The organism is Paenibacillus sp. JT22N12 (genome assembly GCF_056269365.1).
Map to the genome: position 1 here is coordinate 1277876 of NZ_JBWDNU010000002.1, position 16993 is coordinate 1294868.

The 16993-nt window shown below is 50.2% G+C and carries 19 protein-coding genes; all 19 read left to right on the plus strand.

Going from position 1 to position 16993, the window contains the following annotated elements:
- Positions 1-28: 28 nt before the first annotated feature.
- The gene (locus tag AC0YOA_RS11245; RefSeq protein WP_475786590.1) at positions 29-937 is read left to right on the plus strand and encodes a MotE family protein; all 909 of its coding nucleotides are present in this window, start codon (positions 29-31) and stop codon (positions 935-937) included.
- A gap of 47 nt (positions 938-984) precedes the next feature.
- Positions 985-2484 carry a flagellar hook-length control protein FliK gene (locus tag AC0YOA_RS11250; protein ID WP_475786591.1) on the plus strand — a complete coding sequence of 500 codons (1500 nt, stop codon included), beginning with the start codon at positions 985-987 and terminating at the stop codon, positions 2482-2484.
- A 49-nt stretch (positions 2485-2533) separates the two neighbouring features.
- Positions 2534-3052, plus strand: a complete 519-nt coding sequence (locus AC0YOA_RS11255; RefSeq protein WP_210041202.1) for a flagellar hook capping FlgD N-terminal domain-containing protein — start codon at positions 2534-2536, stop codon at positions 3050-3052.
- Positions 3045-3422 carry a TIGR02530 family flagellar biosynthesis protein gene (locus AC0YOA_RS11260; RefSeq protein ID WP_475786592.1) on the plus strand — a complete coding sequence of 126 codons (378 nt, stop codon included), beginning with the start codon at positions 3045-3047 and terminating at the stop codon, positions 3420-3422. The genes AC0YOA_RS11255 and AC0YOA_RS11260 overlap by 8 nt, the downstream gene beginning before the upstream one ends.
- A gap of 106 nt (positions 3423-3528) precedes the next feature.
- Positions 3529-4350, plus strand: a complete 822-nt coding sequence (gene flgG, locus AC0YOA_RS11265; protein ID WP_210041198.1) for a flagellar basal body rod protein FlgG — start codon at positions 3529-3531, stop codon at positions 4348-4350.
- Positions 4351-4407: 57 nt separating this feature from the next.
- Positions 4408-4635: a flagellar FlbD family protein gene (locus AC0YOA_RS11270; protein WP_210041196.1), complete on the plus strand. Its 228-nt coding sequence runs from the start codon at positions 4408-4410 to the stop codon at positions 4633-4635.
- Complete coding sequence (locus AC0YOA_RS11275) at positions 4632-5114, plus strand: flagellar basal body-associated FliL family protein (RefSeq protein ID WP_210041194.1); 483 nt, start codon at positions 4632-4634, stop codon at positions 5112-5114. The genes AC0YOA_RS11270 and AC0YOA_RS11275 overlap by 4 nt, the downstream gene beginning before the upstream one ends.
- Before the next feature lie 42 nt (positions 5115-5156).
- Positions 5157-6158, plus strand: coding sequence for a flagellar motor switch protein FliM (gene fliM / locus AC0YOA_RS11280; protein ID WP_210041192.1), 1002 nt, complete (start codon positions 5157-5159; stop codon positions 6156-6158).
- Entirely contained in the window at positions 6148-7371 is a 1224-nt protein-coding gene (fliY, locus tag AC0YOA_RS11285) for a flagellar motor switch phosphatase FliY (RefSeq protein ID WP_475786593.1), read from the plus strand. Before fliM ends, fliY begins: the two co-directional genes overlap by 11 nt.
- 35 nt (positions 7372-7406) lie before the next feature.
- A complete protein-coding gene (locus AC0YOA_RS11290) occupies positions 7407-7769 on the plus strand; it encodes a response regulator (RefSeq protein ID WP_188992526.1) in 363 nt (120 codons plus the stop codon).
- 61 nt (positions 7770-7830) lie between these two features.
- Positions 7831-8391 carry a flagellar biosynthetic protein FliO gene (locus AC0YOA_RS11295; RefSeq protein ID WP_475786594.1) on the plus strand — a complete coding sequence of 187 codons (561 nt, stop codon included), beginning with the start codon at positions 7831-7833 and terminating at the stop codon, positions 8389-8391.
- Entirely contained in the window at positions 8388-9140 is a 753-nt protein-coding gene (gene fliP / locus AC0YOA_RS11300) for a flagellar type III secretion system pore protein FliP (protein WP_475786595.1), read from the plus strand. The genes AC0YOA_RS11295 and fliP overlap by 4 nt, the downstream gene beginning before the upstream one ends.
- 25 nt (positions 9141-9165) lie before the next feature.
- Positions 9166-9435: a flagellar biosynthesis protein FliQ gene (gene fliQ, locus AC0YOA_RS11305; RefSeq protein ID WP_210041183.1), complete on the plus strand. Its 270-nt coding sequence runs from the start codon at positions 9166-9168 to the stop codon at positions 9433-9435.
- Positions 9436-9446: 11 nt separating this feature from the next.
- The gene (gene fliR / locus AC0YOA_RS11310) at positions 9447-10235 is read left to right on the plus strand and encodes a flagellar biosynthetic protein FliR (RefSeq protein ID WP_475786596.1); all 789 of its coding nucleotides are present in this window, start codon (positions 9447-9449) and stop codon (positions 10233-10235) included.
- Positions 10236-10255: 20 nt separating this feature from the next.
- Entirely contained in the window at positions 10256-11347 is a 1092-nt protein-coding gene (gene flhB / locus AC0YOA_RS11315) for a flagellar biosynthesis protein FlhB (RefSeq protein ID WP_475767725.1), read from the plus strand.
- A 64-nt stretch (positions 11348-11411) separates the two neighbouring features.
- On the plus strand, positions 11412-13445 hold the full coding sequence (flhA, locus tag AC0YOA_RS11320; RefSeq protein ID WP_475786597.1) for a flagellar biosynthesis protein FlhA: 2034 nt from the start codon (positions 11412-11414) through the stop codon (positions 13443-13445).
- Positions 13442-14791, plus strand: coding sequence for a flagellar biosynthesis protein FlhF (gene flhF, locus AC0YOA_RS11325; protein ID WP_475786598.1), 1350 nt, complete (start codon positions 13442-13444; stop codon positions 14789-14791). The genes flhA and flhF overlap by 4 nt, the downstream gene beginning before the upstream one ends.
- On the plus strand, positions 14784-15656 hold the full coding sequence (locus tag AC0YOA_RS11330; protein ID WP_210041173.1) for a MinD/ParA family protein: 873 nt from the start codon (positions 14784-14786) through the stop codon (positions 15654-15656). Before flhF ends, AC0YOA_RS11330 begins: the two co-directional genes overlap by 8 nt.
- Before the next feature lie 29 nt (positions 15657-15685).
- Complete coding sequence (locus tag AC0YOA_RS11335; protein WP_475786599.1) at positions 15686-16951, plus strand: protein-glutamate methylesterase/protein-glutamine glutaminase; 1266 nt, start codon at positions 15686-15688, stop codon at positions 16949-16951.
- Positions 16952-16993: the final 42 nt, after the last annotated feature.

The window sequence follows — 16993 nt, forward strand, 5'->3', positions numbered from 1 at the left end:
GATATTAGTTCCCGAGGGAGGGGTAAACTTGGCGGATATTGAGAATGAAAAGCAAGGGTACAGCGGTTTTGAGAAGTTTATGTTTTTTGTTACCCCTATTTTATTTACGATTGTACTGCTTGGCGTACTGGTTACTTTGTTTGATTTCGATTTGCGGAATAAGGCGCTTGAGGCAGGTAATGCGATTCCCTTATTGAGAGACGTTCTCCCTGAGCCGTCGGTTGCCGGCGAGGAGAACGACAAGAATCAGGAACAAACAATCAATACAAACAATACAGCCAAGATTGCCGAGCTGACGGCTTCGATTGCTGCGAAGGATGCAACGCTTAGACAGGCGGAAGAAGCCAAGACGAAGCAGACACAGGAAATCAAGGATCTGCAGGCTGAGGTCGATCAGCTTAAGGCATCTAACTCGGCCAAGCAGCTGGACGATGAGCAGTATCAAAACAAAATCGTTGAGCTGGCAAGTATGTATGCCAAAATTACACCGAGCAAGGCGGCCCCGATTCTGGAAAGTATGACAATCGAAGAGGCTGTGCTCGTCCTTGATGCCATGCGTCCGGATGACCGTGTGAAAATTTTGGAGAAAATGACCCCGAAGGTCGCGGCTGACGCAACTGTCATGCTTAAGGATGGCAAGACCGCCAAGGACCGCCAGATCGCAGCGCTGCAGGCGCGCATCAAGCAGCAGGACACGGCCGCCGCACAAACGGTAACTGTGCTGGACAAGGATCAGCTCAAGGCAACCTTCAACACCATGGACGCCAACAGCGCGGCAGATTTGCTGCTGAAAATGGCCGATGTAAGTCCGAGCAAGGTACTTCGCATTCTAAATACAGTGGATGACGCTGCTCGATCCCGAATTGTCGCAGCCATGTCCGGCTTGAATAAAGATATTACTGCACAGCTTGTTTCGAAATTGATGACAGGCAAGTAGGGATATGCGCCTATCGAGGGGCTTCTTGGAAAGGAGGTGAAATAAAAATGCAAATGCCTATTTCTCAAGCGGCACCCGGCGCATCTTCGGCACAGGCTGGCACGGCTTCAGCCAAGCAGTCCGGAAGCGATGCTTTTGTCCAAACCTTAGTCCAAACCATTACAGGCAGTAATGCTGGGACTTCGCAAGCCGCAGAAGGCGGAGTTTCCACTGGCAAAATGATGGATGCTGCCCAGCTGACTGCGCTGCTCGGCGAAAATGTTTCAGCGGCCGACTTGATCGCCGCCATTACAGAACTTCTGAAGAAGCTGGATTCCCTGGATGAGGAAGATGGAGATACGTCGGTATCCAAAGAGGATTTGACGGATGCGCTTAAGCAGGTTGAGGATTTGCTTGCCATGCTTGGTGCTGTTCCGCTCATCCCGCAGCCCGTTACTGATCCTGCTGCTGAGTCTGGCGGAACGGAGAATGAACAGCTTCCGACCACTAACTTACCAATCCAGGTCGATGTGGTCACAGGCTCAGCCACAGCCGCAGTTGTTCAGCCGCTCCTCAATGTGCTGTCTGCCGCTGCGGTCCAACCTTCTACACAGCCGCCGGTTGTTCCTGAAGTGGATAATAGCGAGGCGGTTGTTGTGCTTAAAGCCGGTCTTCAGGATGCCCTTGTTGATCTCCGATCCTTGCTTCAGCAGGGAAAAAACGGCAAAACAAATCGCGACCTGCTCGCGGCGGTAGGCCAACAGCTGACCGAGCTTGAGCAAAAACTGGACGGCAAGAAACATACTGCTGCCCTGCCCCAGGCTTTTGCGGAAATAAGCGAGGAAGTGCTTGATTCTCTTCGTCCCATATTAACGGCAGCACCAGCACCGAACGTACACTTGCAGCGGATGGCTCATCAATTGTTCCATGTTGGCGTATTGACGAACGATGCGTCTTCTGAGGAGAAGGTGCTGACGGCGGAGGACCCTGGAGCGGCAATCGCGGAGGGCCTTGGAACGGAAACGCCGGTTGTTACAGCCAATCAGGAGCTGCAGCGTCACATCCAAATGGCCAAGCCGCTTCTCGCACAGCCTGTTCCGGTCCAGCAGTTTGCTGAAAACATGCAAAATCTGATCGTGAAGCAATTTCATGTTTCGTCGGCAGATGGTATATCGGAAGCACGCATCTCCTTGTTTCCGGAGCATCTGGGACAAGTTGATGTGCGGATTACCGTCCAGAACGGTTTGTTGACTGCAATGTTTATGACGGATACATCAGCAGCCAAGGATATGCTGGAGAACCAGATGGCTCAGCTGCGTGCTTCGCTGCTGACACAAGGTCTTCAAGTGGACAAGCTTGAAGTTTCGCAGAACACGGTTCAAACCAGTCTGTTCCAGGATCGTCAGGGGCAAAGCGGGAGAGACCAGCAGACCGGCAAGCGCGGCAAGGGAAAAGATGACTCACTCGGCGGTATATCAAATTTTGATACGGATTTGGAAGAATTGGCTGTTGATCAGGCTGTGGACCGTCACATGGGTCTGGGCCGTGGAATTCATGCAAGAGCGTAAGGATTAACCGGGTTTGCAAAATGCTTTAAGGAATGGAGGTGAAGCGAGAATGGCGAATGATGCGATCTCAACCAGCAATGTATGGCCTTACTACTCTTCCAGCAATGTGCAAAATGCTGCGGCCAAACCAAAAGACGACACACTTGGAAAAGATCAATTTTTACGTATTCTTCTCACTCAGCTGCAGAATCAAGATCCCATGCAGCCGCTTGAAGATAAAGATTTTATTGCTCAAATGGCACAGTTCTCATCCGTTGAGCAGCTCATGAGCATGTCAGGGGAATTAACCAAGCTCCGCCAGAATCTCGGGATGGCCTCGACGATGATCGGCAAGGAAGTTCAATGGTATGAGAATGGGGAGAACGGAGAGCTTGTTCCGAAGACCGGAATCGTAGACTCGATTATCGTCACCGAAGGCGTGCAGTATGCCAGGATAGGCGATCAAGATATCAACCTGGACAACATAGTTTCAATCACCAATGCCGGGGAACCTGCCGGTGAAGGCGATGAGCAGCCTGCAGAAAGTGGCGACCCAGCCGCCGAAGGTGGTGAGCCTGCCCATGAATGACCAGATAAAAATTGGCCATCTTAGCTTATCCAATACGAATCCTGGCTTGCGCAAAACGCCGCCGCAGGAAAAGACGGCAGGAGCCGCATCGTTCAAGGAGGTTCTGGACCGCAATGTTCTGAAGTTCAGCCATCACGCGCAGCAGCGGATGGAGCAGCGGGGGATCTCATTCAAGCCAGAAACGCTGACCAAAATCGTGAACGCGATTGACCAGGCTGCTACAAAAGGGGCCAAGGATTCATTGGTTGTTTATCGGGATATTGCCATGATCGTGAACATTCCAAGCCGAACGGTAGTCACTGCACTTGACGGCAGCTCGCTTCAGGGCAATGTATTTACCCAGATCGACAGCGCAGTTATTGTCTCATAAACGAAAAGGCTGGACCTCATGGAGGAAGCCAATTAGCCGCTGATCGACGGAAGCGGCCGGATGGAATGGATTTCGAAACCAGAACGAATGAGGAGGCAAAACAAGCATGTTAAGATCGATGTATTCCGGAGTATCGGGTATGCGCGGATTTCAAACCAAGCTTGACGTTATCGGCAACAATATTGCCAATGTGAATACGGTCGGCTTTAAAGCCGGGCGCGTCATGTTCAAAGACATCCTGAGTCAATCGGTATCGGGTGTTACACGCCCTGAAGATGCGACTACAGGCGGAGTGAACGCCAAGCAGATTGGTCTGGGCGTTGCGATTGGCTCCATTGATACCATCCATACGCCGGGCAGTGCCATGACGACGAATGTTCCAACCGATGTGCGGATTGACGGAGACGGATTCTTTGTCGTTTCCCCTGACGACGGTACGACAAGGTACTTGACGAGGGCCGGTAATTTTACAGTGGATGCGCTTGGACAGCTTGTGAACGGTGACGGACTGTTCGTGCTGGACAGTGGCGGGGCTCAGATCGTTATGGATCCTGCAGCTGTAAAATCGTTCTCGATCGCACAGGATGGTTCTGTCATTGGTGTGGCTCCTGATGGCACAAGTTCAGTCATTGCCCAGTTAGCTGCGATGAAAGTAGTCAATCCTTCAGGCCTTGAGAAGATCGGAGGCAGCTTGTATAAAGTGACGCAAAATGCCAACCCGGAGGGCGACGATCAGACGCTGACATTCCCTGGCGATCTTGAAGCGGGAACAGGAGCTCTCATAGCCGGACAGCTGGAAATGTCAAACGTTGACCTGACCTCCGAATTTACGGAGATGATCGTGGCGCAGCGCGGATTCCAGGCCAACTCGCGGATTATCACCACATCCGATGAAATTTTGCAAGAGGTAGTTAACTTAAAACGATAGGCAGGATGCCGTAGGGGAGACATTGATGTCTCCCTGACAGGTTAGGGGAGGGAGCCCATGATTAACGTAACGCGTTTGAACGGAACACATTTTTATATTAACGCGCTTCTCATTGAAACGATCGAAGAGACCCCGGATACCCTTATTACGCTAACAACGGGGAAAAAAATATTGGTTTTGGAGAAAGCAACTGAAGTGATTTCCTCCATGCAGGCTTATCTTCACTCTATCGGCGTCTATGCGGCGAACGTTAAGAGCGGACAAACGGAGGGACCTTTGACATGAAGAAAATGCTGCCCTGGTTAATTACGATTTTGCTCGCGATAACGCTTATCGCAGTTGTAGCTGTTATTTTATACAAATCTTTAATGGGCGGAGACGAGCCAAAAGACTCTGCTGCCAAAGCGGCAAGCAACGCGGATAGCGTGAAGGTGGAGAAGCTTAACGCCGACGAGCGGGTCGAAGTGACCAGCGAGCTGACCGATATCAAGACCAATCTATCCGAACCCGATTACATTGCTGTAATGGGTCTGGCTTTTCAGATGGACAAGAAATCAACCAAAGAAGATTTCGACAAAATAAAAGAAATCCAAATTCGTCCGATCATCATCCGTACACTTTCAGACATGACGCCTGAGCAGATCAACGGCTCCAAGGGAAAAGACGAGCTGAGCTCCAAACTGCTCAATCTGATTAATCCTGTGCTGCCAAAAGGCAAACTTATAAAAGTGGAGATCACAAACTTTATCGTAACCAAACTGTAGCTATAAGGCTTAAAGAGCATTCCATTGAAGGGGGTGAAATAGTTGGTTGATGTTTTATCGCAGAACGAGATTGACGCGTTGCTTGCTGCTTTATCATCCGGAGAGATGGATGCGGAAGAACTGAAAAAGGAAGAGACGCAGAAGAAAATTCGCTCTTACGAATTTAAGCGTGCGGTCCGTTTTTCGAAGGATCATATCCGAAGCCTTACGCGGATACACGAGAACTTCGCGCGATATTTGACGACTTATTTCTCGGCACAGCTTCGTACGTTTGTGCAAATTAGTGTCGTCCAGGTGGAACAGCTGCCCTATGATGAATTTATCCGCTCCATTCCGAAGATGACGATCCTGAATATCTTCGAAGCAGAGCCGCTTGAAGGCCGGATGGTTATGGAGGTTCACCCCAATGTTGCGTATGCGATGCTGGACCGGATGCTCGGAGGCCAGGGTGTCGCCCCATCCAAGATCAATGCGCTGACAGAGATCGAGACCATTATCATGGAGCGGATTTTCAGCCGTACCTTTGAGAGCCTCCAGGAAGCATGGAAGACGATTGTCGATATATCGCCAAGGCTGGAAGCGCTGGAAACCAATCCGCAATTCATGCAAATCGTTTCTCCCAATGAAACGATCGCTCTGATTTCATTGAGTACGAAGATTGGCGATACGACGGGGATGATTAATCTGTGCATACCGCATGTTGTCATCGAACCGATTATGCCGAGACTCTCTGTCCATCATTGGTTTGTATCACAGAAGAAAACACGTGCTCCGGAAGAGGTAGAAGTGCTGAAACAGCGGGTCAGCAAAGCAAAGCTGCCGATTGTGGCCGAGCTTGGTCAATCCAGTATTTCGATCCGTGAGTTTCTGGGTCTTGCGGTAGGAGATGTTATCGCATTGAATAAACCGATCGGTCAGGGACTGGATCTGAAGGTCGGCGATAAATTGAAATTTATCGGCAGTCCGGGTTCAGTCAAGGATCGCTTGGCTGTGCAAATCGATGAAGTGGTCAGTGAAGGAGTGGAGGACGACTATGACGAGTAAAGATTATTTATCACAAGAAGAAATTGATGCCCTGCTGCGTCAATCCTCCGATATGCCGGACATGCCGGATTCGAAGGGGAACCAGCAGGAACTTAACCAGTATTTGAATGCCATGGAGCAGGATGCCCTCGGGGAAATCGGCAATATCACCTTCGGAAGCGCGGCTACTGCGTTATCCACATTGCTCGGCAAGAAAGTTGATATTACAACGCCGGAGGTTTCGATCATTACGCGCACCCAGCTTGATGAAGAGTTTCCGAAACCGCATGTTGCCGTTTCCGTTCATTATGTGGATGGCTTTCAAGGGATCAACTCGCTTGTCATTAAAACCAAGGATGCGCAAATTATCGCGGATCTGATGCTTGGCGGTGATGGGAATCCGGCGGAGGAAGCTTTGAACGAGATTCATATCAGTGCCGTACAGGAAGCCATGAACCAGATGATGGGATCGTCAGCGACATCCATGTCCACGATTTTTAATCGGTTTGTCAATATCTCGCCTCCGGGCATTGATATTTTGAACATTTCCAACGGTGAAGGGGTGGATCAGCTCCCGCCTGATGATACCTTCATTAAAATTGCATTCCGTTTGACGATTGGCGATCTGATCGACTCTACTATTATGCAGCTTCTGCCTATTCCGTTCGCTAAGGAAATGGTTGATACGCTTATGGGAGGCGTTGGCGATCCGGCTCCGATTGCCGCATCGACAGCCCCAGCAGCCCCAGCAGCTTATTCAGAGCCGCCGAGACAGCCAGCCTATGCTGCAGCCCCGGAAGTGCCGCAAGCACCAATGGCACCGCCTGCTGCGAATGTTCCTCCAATGCCGCCGCAGTACGCTGTACCACCGCAAAATGGACCGCAAACCTACGGTGGAATGCCGAATCGGAACGTTAACGTACAGCCTGTGCAGTTCGCGAATTTTCAGGGTGCGAATTACGTTCAGCCGGATGATTCAAACTTGAATTTATTGCTCGACATTCCGCTTAAAGTCACAGTAGAATTAGGTAGAACTCAAAAGCAAATTAAGGATATTCTTGAGTTGTCGCAGGGTTCGATCATTGAGTTGGACAAGCTTGCAGGAGAGCCGGTCGACATTCTGGTCAATAACAAATTGATCGCCAAAGGCGAGGTTGTCGTTATCGATGAGAATTTTGGCGTCCGGGTCACTGATATCGTCAGCCAATGGGATCGTATTGCAAAGCTTCAATAACATCCAGTTGCACAAACAATTAGGGGGAACAAACGATGGCAAACCGCATTTTGATCGTAGACGACGCTGCGTTCATGAGAATGATGATCCGCGACATTTTAACAAAGAATGGTTACGAGGTAGTCGGAGAAGCACAGGACGGTTCACAGGCAATTGAGAAATACAAGGAATTAAAGCCCGACCTGATCACGATGGATATTACGATGCCCGAGATGGACGGTATTGTGGCACTGAAAGAAATCAAGAAAATCGATGGCAATGCCAAAGTTATTATGTGCTCCGCCATGGGGCAGCAGGCTATGGTTATCGACGCCATTCAAGCGGGAGCCAAGGATTTTATTGTTAAGCCGTTCCAAGCTGACCGGGTAATAGAAGCCATCAAGAAAACGCTCGGTTAGTTTGCTTATGAAACAAATTAGCGGGTTAAGGCTTGCGGGATTTGTAGCTGGCGGATGGATAATGACGGCGAATGTATCAGCAGCGGCGGCAGTAAATGATGAGATGCCTGGGGATATTGCCGGACCCGGCATTGGTTACCTGATATGGGTTATTGTCGCTCTTGCCCTGGTAATCGGCCTGATTGTCCTTCTGATCAAGTGGCTTTCCCACAAGAACCGGGGTTGGGGAAGCAACCGGGCTCTTCGTTCATTAGGCGGAATTCCGCTGGGCCAGAACAAGTCACTGCAGGTGCTTGAACTATCCGGCCGCGTTTATGTTGTTGGTGTGGCTGACAGCATTACGCTGCTTGATAAAATAGATGATCCCGAAGCCGCAATGGCCATATTGGATGCGATTGAGCTGCAGAATGGGCGCCAGTGGAATTCCCCATCCGTCACGGATTTCCTGAACCGTTTCCGGAACCGGAGGGAGTCTTCCGGGCCATCGGACGAACCTTGGCAAGAAGCATCCTCATTTCAGGATTTGCTCCAGAGCAAGATGAAGCGTCAATCGGATCAGAAGCAAAAGGTGGAAGATCTGCTTAAAGAGCAAAATCATAATGATCGGTTGTTGGATGAATGAACAAAAAAATCATACTATCGTTTTTGGCAATCCAGTTGATGGCGCTTTTGTTTCGATCTCATGCCTTTGCCGAGCCTTTGCCCAACATCAGTCTGGATATCGGCGACGACGGGGAGAGTCCGGGAACAAGCGCGATCTCGCTGCTGCTGATCATTACCGTGCTCAGTGTGGCGCCGGCTATACTTGTTCTGATGACCAGCTTTACACGGATTGTTATTGTGCTGGGATTTGTCCGTACCTCACTCGGTACGCAGCAGATGCCGCCTAATCAGGTTTTAATCGGGTTGGCCATGTTCCTCACCTTTTTTATCATGGCCCCGACGCTGGGGCAAGTGAATGATGTGGCCCTGCAGCCTTACCTGAAGGGAGAACTGACGCAGACCGAGGCGCTCTCCCAAGCGGCAGTACCGATGAAGAAATTTATGTTTAACCAGACACGGGAGAAGGATCTGCTCCTGTTTATGGATTATACCAAGACCGCGAAGCCTGAAACCTATGAGGACATCCCGATTACGGTTATCATTCCTGCCTATGCCTTGAGTGAGCTGCGTACGGCGTTTCAAATGGGATTTATGATTTTTATTCCGTTTCTGATCATCGACATGGTTGTGGCCAGTACGCTGATGGCAATGGGGATGATGATGCTTCCGCCGGTCATGATTTCACTCCCGTTCAAGATCCTGCTGTTCGTTCTTGTCGATGGGTGGTATCTGATTGTCAGGTCGCTGCTGCTAAGTTTCAACACGTAATGCCTGTCAGGGAAGGAGTACAGCCGTGAGTTCAGACTTTGTTATCGGTTTAGCTGGGCAAGCGGTATACACGGTGCTTAAAGCTAGCGCACCCATGTTGGTGCTTGGTCTTGTAGTAGGGCTGCTTGTAAGCATCTTCCAGGCGACGACCCAGATTCAGGAGCAGACACTTGGTTTTATCCCGAAAATAGTCGCCGTTCTGCTCTCGATTTTGCTGTTTGGTCCATGGATTTTGAACACGCTGGTCGATTTCACTTACAATCTGCTGAATAATTTATATAAATACATCGGATAGGCTGTGAATCGATGGAGGTGTTCGTACAAGGTTTCCCAGTTTTTTTGCTTATTTTTTGTCGAATAACATCATTTTTCGTCGTGGCTCCTGTCTTTTCTACGCGAACGGTGCCGACGACGTTCAAAATCGGGTTTTGTTTTATGTTATCGATCATCGTGTTCATGACCTATGGATTGAAGCAAACCGTCGTACCGGATGCCTCGTTTATTCTCGCGATCATTCGCGAAATATTGGCGGGTGTCCTGCTGGGATTCACAGCTTATCTATTTTTTGCTGCGATTCAGACCGCCGGCGGATTTATGGATCTGCAGATCGGCTTTGGCATCGCGGATGTCATAGATCCCATGACAGGGGCTTCATCGCCATTGATTGCGAATCTGAAATTTATGATGGCGACCCTCATTTTTTTATCCGTGAACGGTCATCATTTTCTGATTATGGCTTTACTAGACAGTTATGAATGGATACCGCTGTCGAATTCGTTGTTCAGCCATATCTATAATGGCAGCATTTCTACCTTTCTTGTCCATACATTTGCTGAAACCTTCATGCTTGCCTTGCAAATGTCCGCGCCGATTGTGGTTGCCATGTTTCTGGCGGACGTCGGGCTTGGTTTTCTTGCGCGCACGGCCCCGCAATATAATGTGTTTGTTATCGGCATTCCGCTCAAAATCATCATCGGGCTGCTTATGCTCGTTATATTGCTTCCCGGTATGCTGGCCATCTTTGAACATTTGTTCTCGCAATTATTCGCAGCCATTCAAGAACTGCTGGGCATCATTCGAAATCCGGCAACTTAAGGCAAGGAGGGCTCACGATCATGCGATCGTATCGTTGGACGCTCGACTTACAGCTGTTTTCACAGGAAAAAACGGAGCGTGCAACGCCTAAAAAGAGGGATGAAGCCCGCCAAAAAGGTCAAGTTGCCAAAAGTCACGAGCTTCCCGGCGCGTTCATCATGATGTTCATTTTTTTTAGTTTCATCATGCTGGGCGGTTATTACAAGCAGCGGCTTATCCTCATGTTTGGTCTGATGCTGGAACAGGATCTCTTGATGGATGTATCGGTTGGCAATGTGATCAGCATGTTTTCCGATTTGATCATGCAGGGGTTGATGCTGCTGGCGCCGATGTTTGCCATTGCCATTATCGTGGCGCTGCTCGGCAATTATCTGCAGTTTGGCTTCTTGCTGACAGGTGAATCCCTGAAAATGGACCTCGGCAAGCTTAGCCCGCTCAAAGGTTTTAAAAATATATTTTCCATGCGCTCGGTTGCCGAATTTGTCAAAAATATTTTGAAATTGCTTGTGATCGGACTCATCGTCTATTTGACCCTATGGAATGAACGCGGTCATATTCTATCGCTTGCGCGCGTTCCGGTGGAGAGCATATTCAGCTATGTGGCCAGCATCACGATCCGGCTCGGACTGGAAATCGGCGCCGTTTTGATCATACTTGCCGTCTTCGATTTTCTTTATCAGAAATATGAGCATGAGAAAAGCCTGAAAATGTCCAAGCAGGACATTAAGGATGAACACAAGAAATCCGAGGGCGATCCGCTCATCAAGGGCAAGATTCGCGAACGCCAGCGCAGAATGGCGCTGCAGCGGATGATGCAGGATGTGCCTAAGGCCGATGTCGTTATAACCAACCCGACTCACTTTGCTATTGCCCTGCAGTATGACAGTTCCAAAATGGAAGCTCCTACAGTTGTCGCCAAGGGTATGGATTTTGTCGCTTTGAGAATCAGGGAAGCGGCGAAGGAGCACGGCGTTATCACAATGGAAAATAAGCCGCTTGCCAGAGCTTTATATGAAAGAGCGGAAATCGGAGAGACGATTCCGGCTGATTTGTTCCAAGCTGTGGCAGAAGTACTGGCATATGTATATAAGCTTAAAGGCAGAGTGAAATGAAAAAGTTGCAAAAAAGTCTGCTTTTGACGGACTTGAAGTATTTTCTAGTGGAGGAGGGAAAGTCATGAAGGCAAGGGACCTGACCATTTTAATCGGAATCATCTGCATCGTTCTCATGATGGTCATCCCGATACCCGTCGGACTGCTCGATGTATTATTAATCGTCAATATCTCCGCTGGGCTGGCAATTTTGCTCATATCCATGAACACGCAGGATGCGCTGCAGTTCTCCATCTTTCCCGCTTTGCTTTTGATTACAACTCTCTTTCGGCTGGCGCTCAATATTTCGACGACCCGTAATATTTTGCAGTACGGAGAAGCAGGTAAAGTCGTTCATACGTTCGGAAGCTGGGTGGCCGGCGGGGAAATCGCGATCGGCTTTGTCGTGTTTCTAATTCTCGTGGTTGTCCAGTTTATTGTTATTACCAAAGGCTCCGAGCGCGTTGCTGAAGTTGCGGCGCGGTTCACCCTCGATGCGATGCCGGGAAAACAAATGAGCATCGATGCGGATTTGAATTCCGGCCTCATTAATGAACAGCAGGCTAGAGAACGCCGCCATAAGATTGAACGGGAAGCGGATTTCTACGGCTCCATGGACGGAGCCAGCAAATTCGTTAAGGGGGATGCGATCGCATCCATCATTATTCTCATTATCAACTTGCTGGGTGGCTTTATTATCGGGATGGCGATTCACGGCATGTCTTTCTCGGAGTCGCTGCATACCTTCTCGATCCTGACGATCGGTGACGGGCTTGTCAGTCAAATTCCTGCACTGCTGATCTCCACGGCAACAGGCCTGATTGTTACGCGGGCGGCATCCGATGGGAATCTTGCTTCGGATCTCACCGATCAATTGTTCCGTTACCCGAAGCTGCTCTATATTGTTGCGGGAACTATCTCGTTGCTTGGGATTTTCACACCAATTGGCCCGGTTGCGACCTTGCCTTTTGCCGCACTGCTGGCTTTTGCGGGCTACCGGATGCAGAAATCGCTCGTCAAACGGCAGGTTGAAGAAGATATGATGGTGGAAGAACAGCAAATTGAAGAGGTTCGAAGTCCAGAGAGTGTGATCAGCCTGCTGCAGGTTGACCCTATTGAGTTTGAGTTCGGTTACGGTCTGATTCCCCTTGCGGATACGCAGCAGGGCGGCGACTTGCTGGATCGTATCATCATGATACGCAGACAATGCGCTCTGGAGCTTGGGCTGGTGGTGCCGGTTATCCGGATCCGCGATAATATCCAGCTGAAGCCAAATGAATATGTGATCAAAATTAAAGGAAATACGGTCGCCAGAGGCGAGCTGCTGCTTAATCATTATTTAGCTATGAGCCCTGGATTCGATGACGAATCGATTGTTGGCATCGAGACGACGGAGCCGGCATTTGGCTTGCCGGCCATCTGGATCGATGAAGCGAACAGGGAACGGGCTGAGCTTACCGGATACACTGTCGTAGATCCGCCGTCCGTTGTGGCAACGCATTTGACGGAAATCATTAAACGGCATGCGCATGAACTGATTGGACGACAAGAAACAAAGGCGCTTGTGGACAATGTTAGGGAGGCTTATCCGGCGCTTGTCGATGAGCTTATCCCTTCCATATTGACGATAGGCGATATCCAGAAAGTATTGTCCAAGCTTCTTCGTGAGAAAATCTCTATTCGCGACATGGTTACCATATTTGAAACGATGGCCGATCATGGCACCTATACCAAGGATCCCGATATTTTGACCGAGTATGTGAGACAGTCATTGTCCCGCCAAATCACACAGCAGTTCTCGCAAAATGGTGATACGCTGCGCGTCATAACGGTCGGTCCTTCATTAGAGAAGAAAATCGCGGAATCGGTTCAAAGCTCCGAACAGGGAAGCTATCTGGCGATGGATCCAATAGCTACCCAAACGATCTATCAGAAGCTGAATGAGCAGGTAAGCAAGCTGATTCAATCCGGCTATCAGCCCATTGTTCTGGCATCGCCCACCATCCGGATGTATTTGAGGCAAATCGTGGAACGGACGATGCAGGACATTCCGGTACTCTCCTACAGCGAGCTTGAGCCCAGTGTTGAAGTCCAGAGCATCGGGGTGGTTAATCTATGAAGGTGAAACGCTATATAGTAAACGCCGTGCCCGATGCTCTGCCCATGATCCGCAGCGAGCTTGGTGTCGATGCCGTCATCCTGGGGACAAAAGTCATCCGTGTTGGCGGCTTCCTCGGGATGTTCAGCAAGAAGAAGATGGAAGTAATCGCTGCTGTGGAAAGTGCAGGCAGCGCAAGGCCTGCACCTGCGGCCCGCTCGCAGCAGCCTGTAGAGCCCAGGCAGACGTCAGCTGCAGCCCATACAGCTTTGGGGACGATTGCGGCACTTGGCGCTCAGCAGACAACAAGCATGAATAACGCAGCTGCCCAATACGCGAATTCGATTCAGAAGCAGGCAGGCGCTTCGCCTGTATCCGTGCAGATCAAGCCCGTACAGGCTTCCCATGAGGCTGCTTTGAACCAGCAAATACCGAAGATCGAGCCTCCAGTGGAAAGAACCGCTGCGGTTTCCGTCAAGAAGATCTCCGATAGCGATTTGATGGATGAAATCATGGATATGAAGCATTGGATTATCAAAATGTCCAAGCAGCAGCAGCTGAAAACCTGGCCGGAGCCGCTGCAGGCGTTGTATGACCGACTGAACGGTCAGGAGGTTGAAGCAGCCTGGATTGACAAATGCCTGGATGCTGTTCAGGAGCAGCTGGAAGCACAGAATCTGACAGAACCCAGCCATCAGGCCGTATGGGCAGCGGCGGGCAGAACGCTGGGTCAGTGGCTGGATGATTTCGAAGGCTCCGGTATCAACAAGTCAACGAGAGTCGTTCATTTCGTAGGTCCTACCGGAGTAGGAAAAACCACTTCAATTGCCAAGCTTGCTGCGGAACAGACATTGAAGGCGGGAAGGAAGGTTGGATTCATCACTTCCGATACGTATCGGATAGCCGCTGTCGATCAGCTTAGAACCTATGCAACCATTCTGAATGTGCCGCTCGAAGTGGTCTTCTCACCCTCAGAGGTAGCCCGGGCATTCACTCAGCTTCAGGATCGGGAGCTGGTGTTTATGGACACGGCAGGCAGGAATTTCCGCAATGAGCTTTACGTATCGGAAGTAAACAGCCTTCTTCAATCTAGCGAACACGCTGAATCCTATCTGGTGCTCAGTTTAACCGGCAAGTATAAGGATATGTCGGCCGTTGCAGAAAACTTTGCCAAATATGGCATACGAAGCGCCATTTTTACGAAACAGGATGAAACCAGCTCCTATGGAGCCATTCTGAATCTTGTCATGGAGCATGGTCTGAAACCGGCTTACATAGCTTACGGACAAACCGTTCCCGATGATATAGCCGCATTCCGCACCGAGAGATACATTGAACAGTTACTGGGGGCGGCAAGGGATGAATGACCAGGCGGAAGCGCTCCGTCACATGGTGCGCAGCCGGGAGCTGCAAAATCAAGGCAGGACAACCCGGGTCATAACGGTGACAAGCGGCAAAGGCGGTGTGGGGAAATCGAATTTCAGCCTGAATTTCTCCCTGGCCCTGCAGAAGCTGGGACTCAAGGTGTTGGTCTTTGATGCTGATATCGGGATGGCCAACATTGATGTATTGATGGGCATTTCCGCACCGTATAACCTGTACCATCTCCTCAAACAGCAAAAAACGATCTGGGACATTATAGAAGAGGGTCCTGGCGGCTTGCATTTTATTGCGGGAGGCTCGGGCTTCAAGGATTTGCTGGATTTGACGCCTGCGGAGCTGGACTATTTTGAGGAACAGATCGGCAAACTGCACGGCGAGTACGACGTCATCATTTTTGATACCGGAGCGGGGCTTTCCAGGGAAACCGTCAAGTTTATTGTCGCTGCCCAGGAAACCTTTGTTGTTACAACACCGGAGCCCACATCCATCACAGATGCCTATGCGCTGATCAAAATGGTGAAAGCGATGGATCATCAAATCGAATTCAAGCTTGTCGTGAACAGGGCCATGGATCATAAAGAAGGCAAGGCTGCTGCCGACAAAATAAGCATGGTCGCTGAACGGTTTCTGGATATAAAGCTTCCTATGCTCGGTATCGTTCTCGATGATCCGAATGTGACCAAAGCGGTCAAAAAACAGGTTCCGTTCTCCATTGCCTATCCAGGAAGCGACGCCACCAAATCCATTCTGGATATTGCGAATCGTTTCATGGCAGTCCCGGATGCTGGGGGTTCTGCCAACAATGGAGTCAAAGGATTTTTACACAAGATGTTCAGGCTGATGAAATAATCCTTTGATTACAGGGAGGAAAAACACCTATGAACGCTCATCGGGTACTCGTGGTAGATGATTCCGCATTCATGCGCAAAATTTTATGCGATATCATCGCCACTGACCCCAAGTTCGAGATTGTTGCCACCGCGGCTAACGGGCGGGAAGCGATTGAGTCTGTGGCACGATGGATGCCGGATGTCATCACGATGGATCTGGAAATGCCGGAGATGAACGGCCTGGAGGCCTTAAGACAAATCATGCGTATTTACAGGGCTCCGATCATCATGCTTTCCAGCATAAGTGACGATGGCGCCAGAGAAACGATCAAGGCGCTGCAGTACGGGGCTTTCGATTTCATCCGCAAACCATCTGGGCCATTGTCGCCTGATATTCATACCGTTGCAGAGCAGCTGCTGGAAAAAATGCGGATTGCCGTCATGACCAAACGTCAGGCCAACCCTGTGCAACCGACACAAAAGCCGGCTGCGGCGGCAGCTAAGGCAATGGAAGATCTGCAGCAAGTGCTGAAACCGCGCAAACCGGCGAAACCGCCTGTTTCTAATAAAGAGGAAAATGCTTTGCCTGCTGCAAAAACAACGAAGAACGCGGGGGATAAGGAGGCTAAATATAAACTTCCTTATCCTCAGACGGATGAATCCTGTCCGCTGGAACCTTTTCAAGAAATGGAGCTTGAAGTACCACGCTTGAAAACGAAGCTCGCGCCTGCCGGCACGTTTCGCCATCTTATTGCAATCGGCACCTCAACAGGCGGCCCCCGTGCCCTGCACGAAGTCATTTCCGCCCTGCCTGGGGATTTGCCGGCGCCGGTGCTGGTTGTCCAGCATATGCCGCCTAAATTTACACGCTCGCTGGCCCAGCGGCTGGACACATTCAGTTCCGTCCATGTAAGGGAAGCGGAGCAGGATGAGCGGGTGTATGCCGGGGTGGTATACATTGCACCCGGAGGCTACCATATGAAGCTGGCGAAGGATGCGGGCGGGTACTTCATCAAGCTTACCGAGGAGCCTCCGCAGGGCGGACACCGTCCTTCGGTGGATGTCATGTTTGAATCCTGCGCTGCTTTCTCCGAATTAAAACGCCATGCCGTCATTATGACAGGCATGGGGAGCGACGGTATGAAAGGGATGCGGGCTCTCAATGCAAGCGGTGGGGAAAGCGCCATTGCGGAAGCGGAGGAGACCTGCGTTGTTTACGGCATGCCCCGCTCAGCGGTGGAAGCGGGTGTTGCCAAGTCGATTGTTCCACTGCGGCAAATTGCTCCTGCGCTCATAGAAGCGGTCAGGAGATAGAAGCAACCATTATTCGCCTGGAAAATATTTCAACAGGAGGTG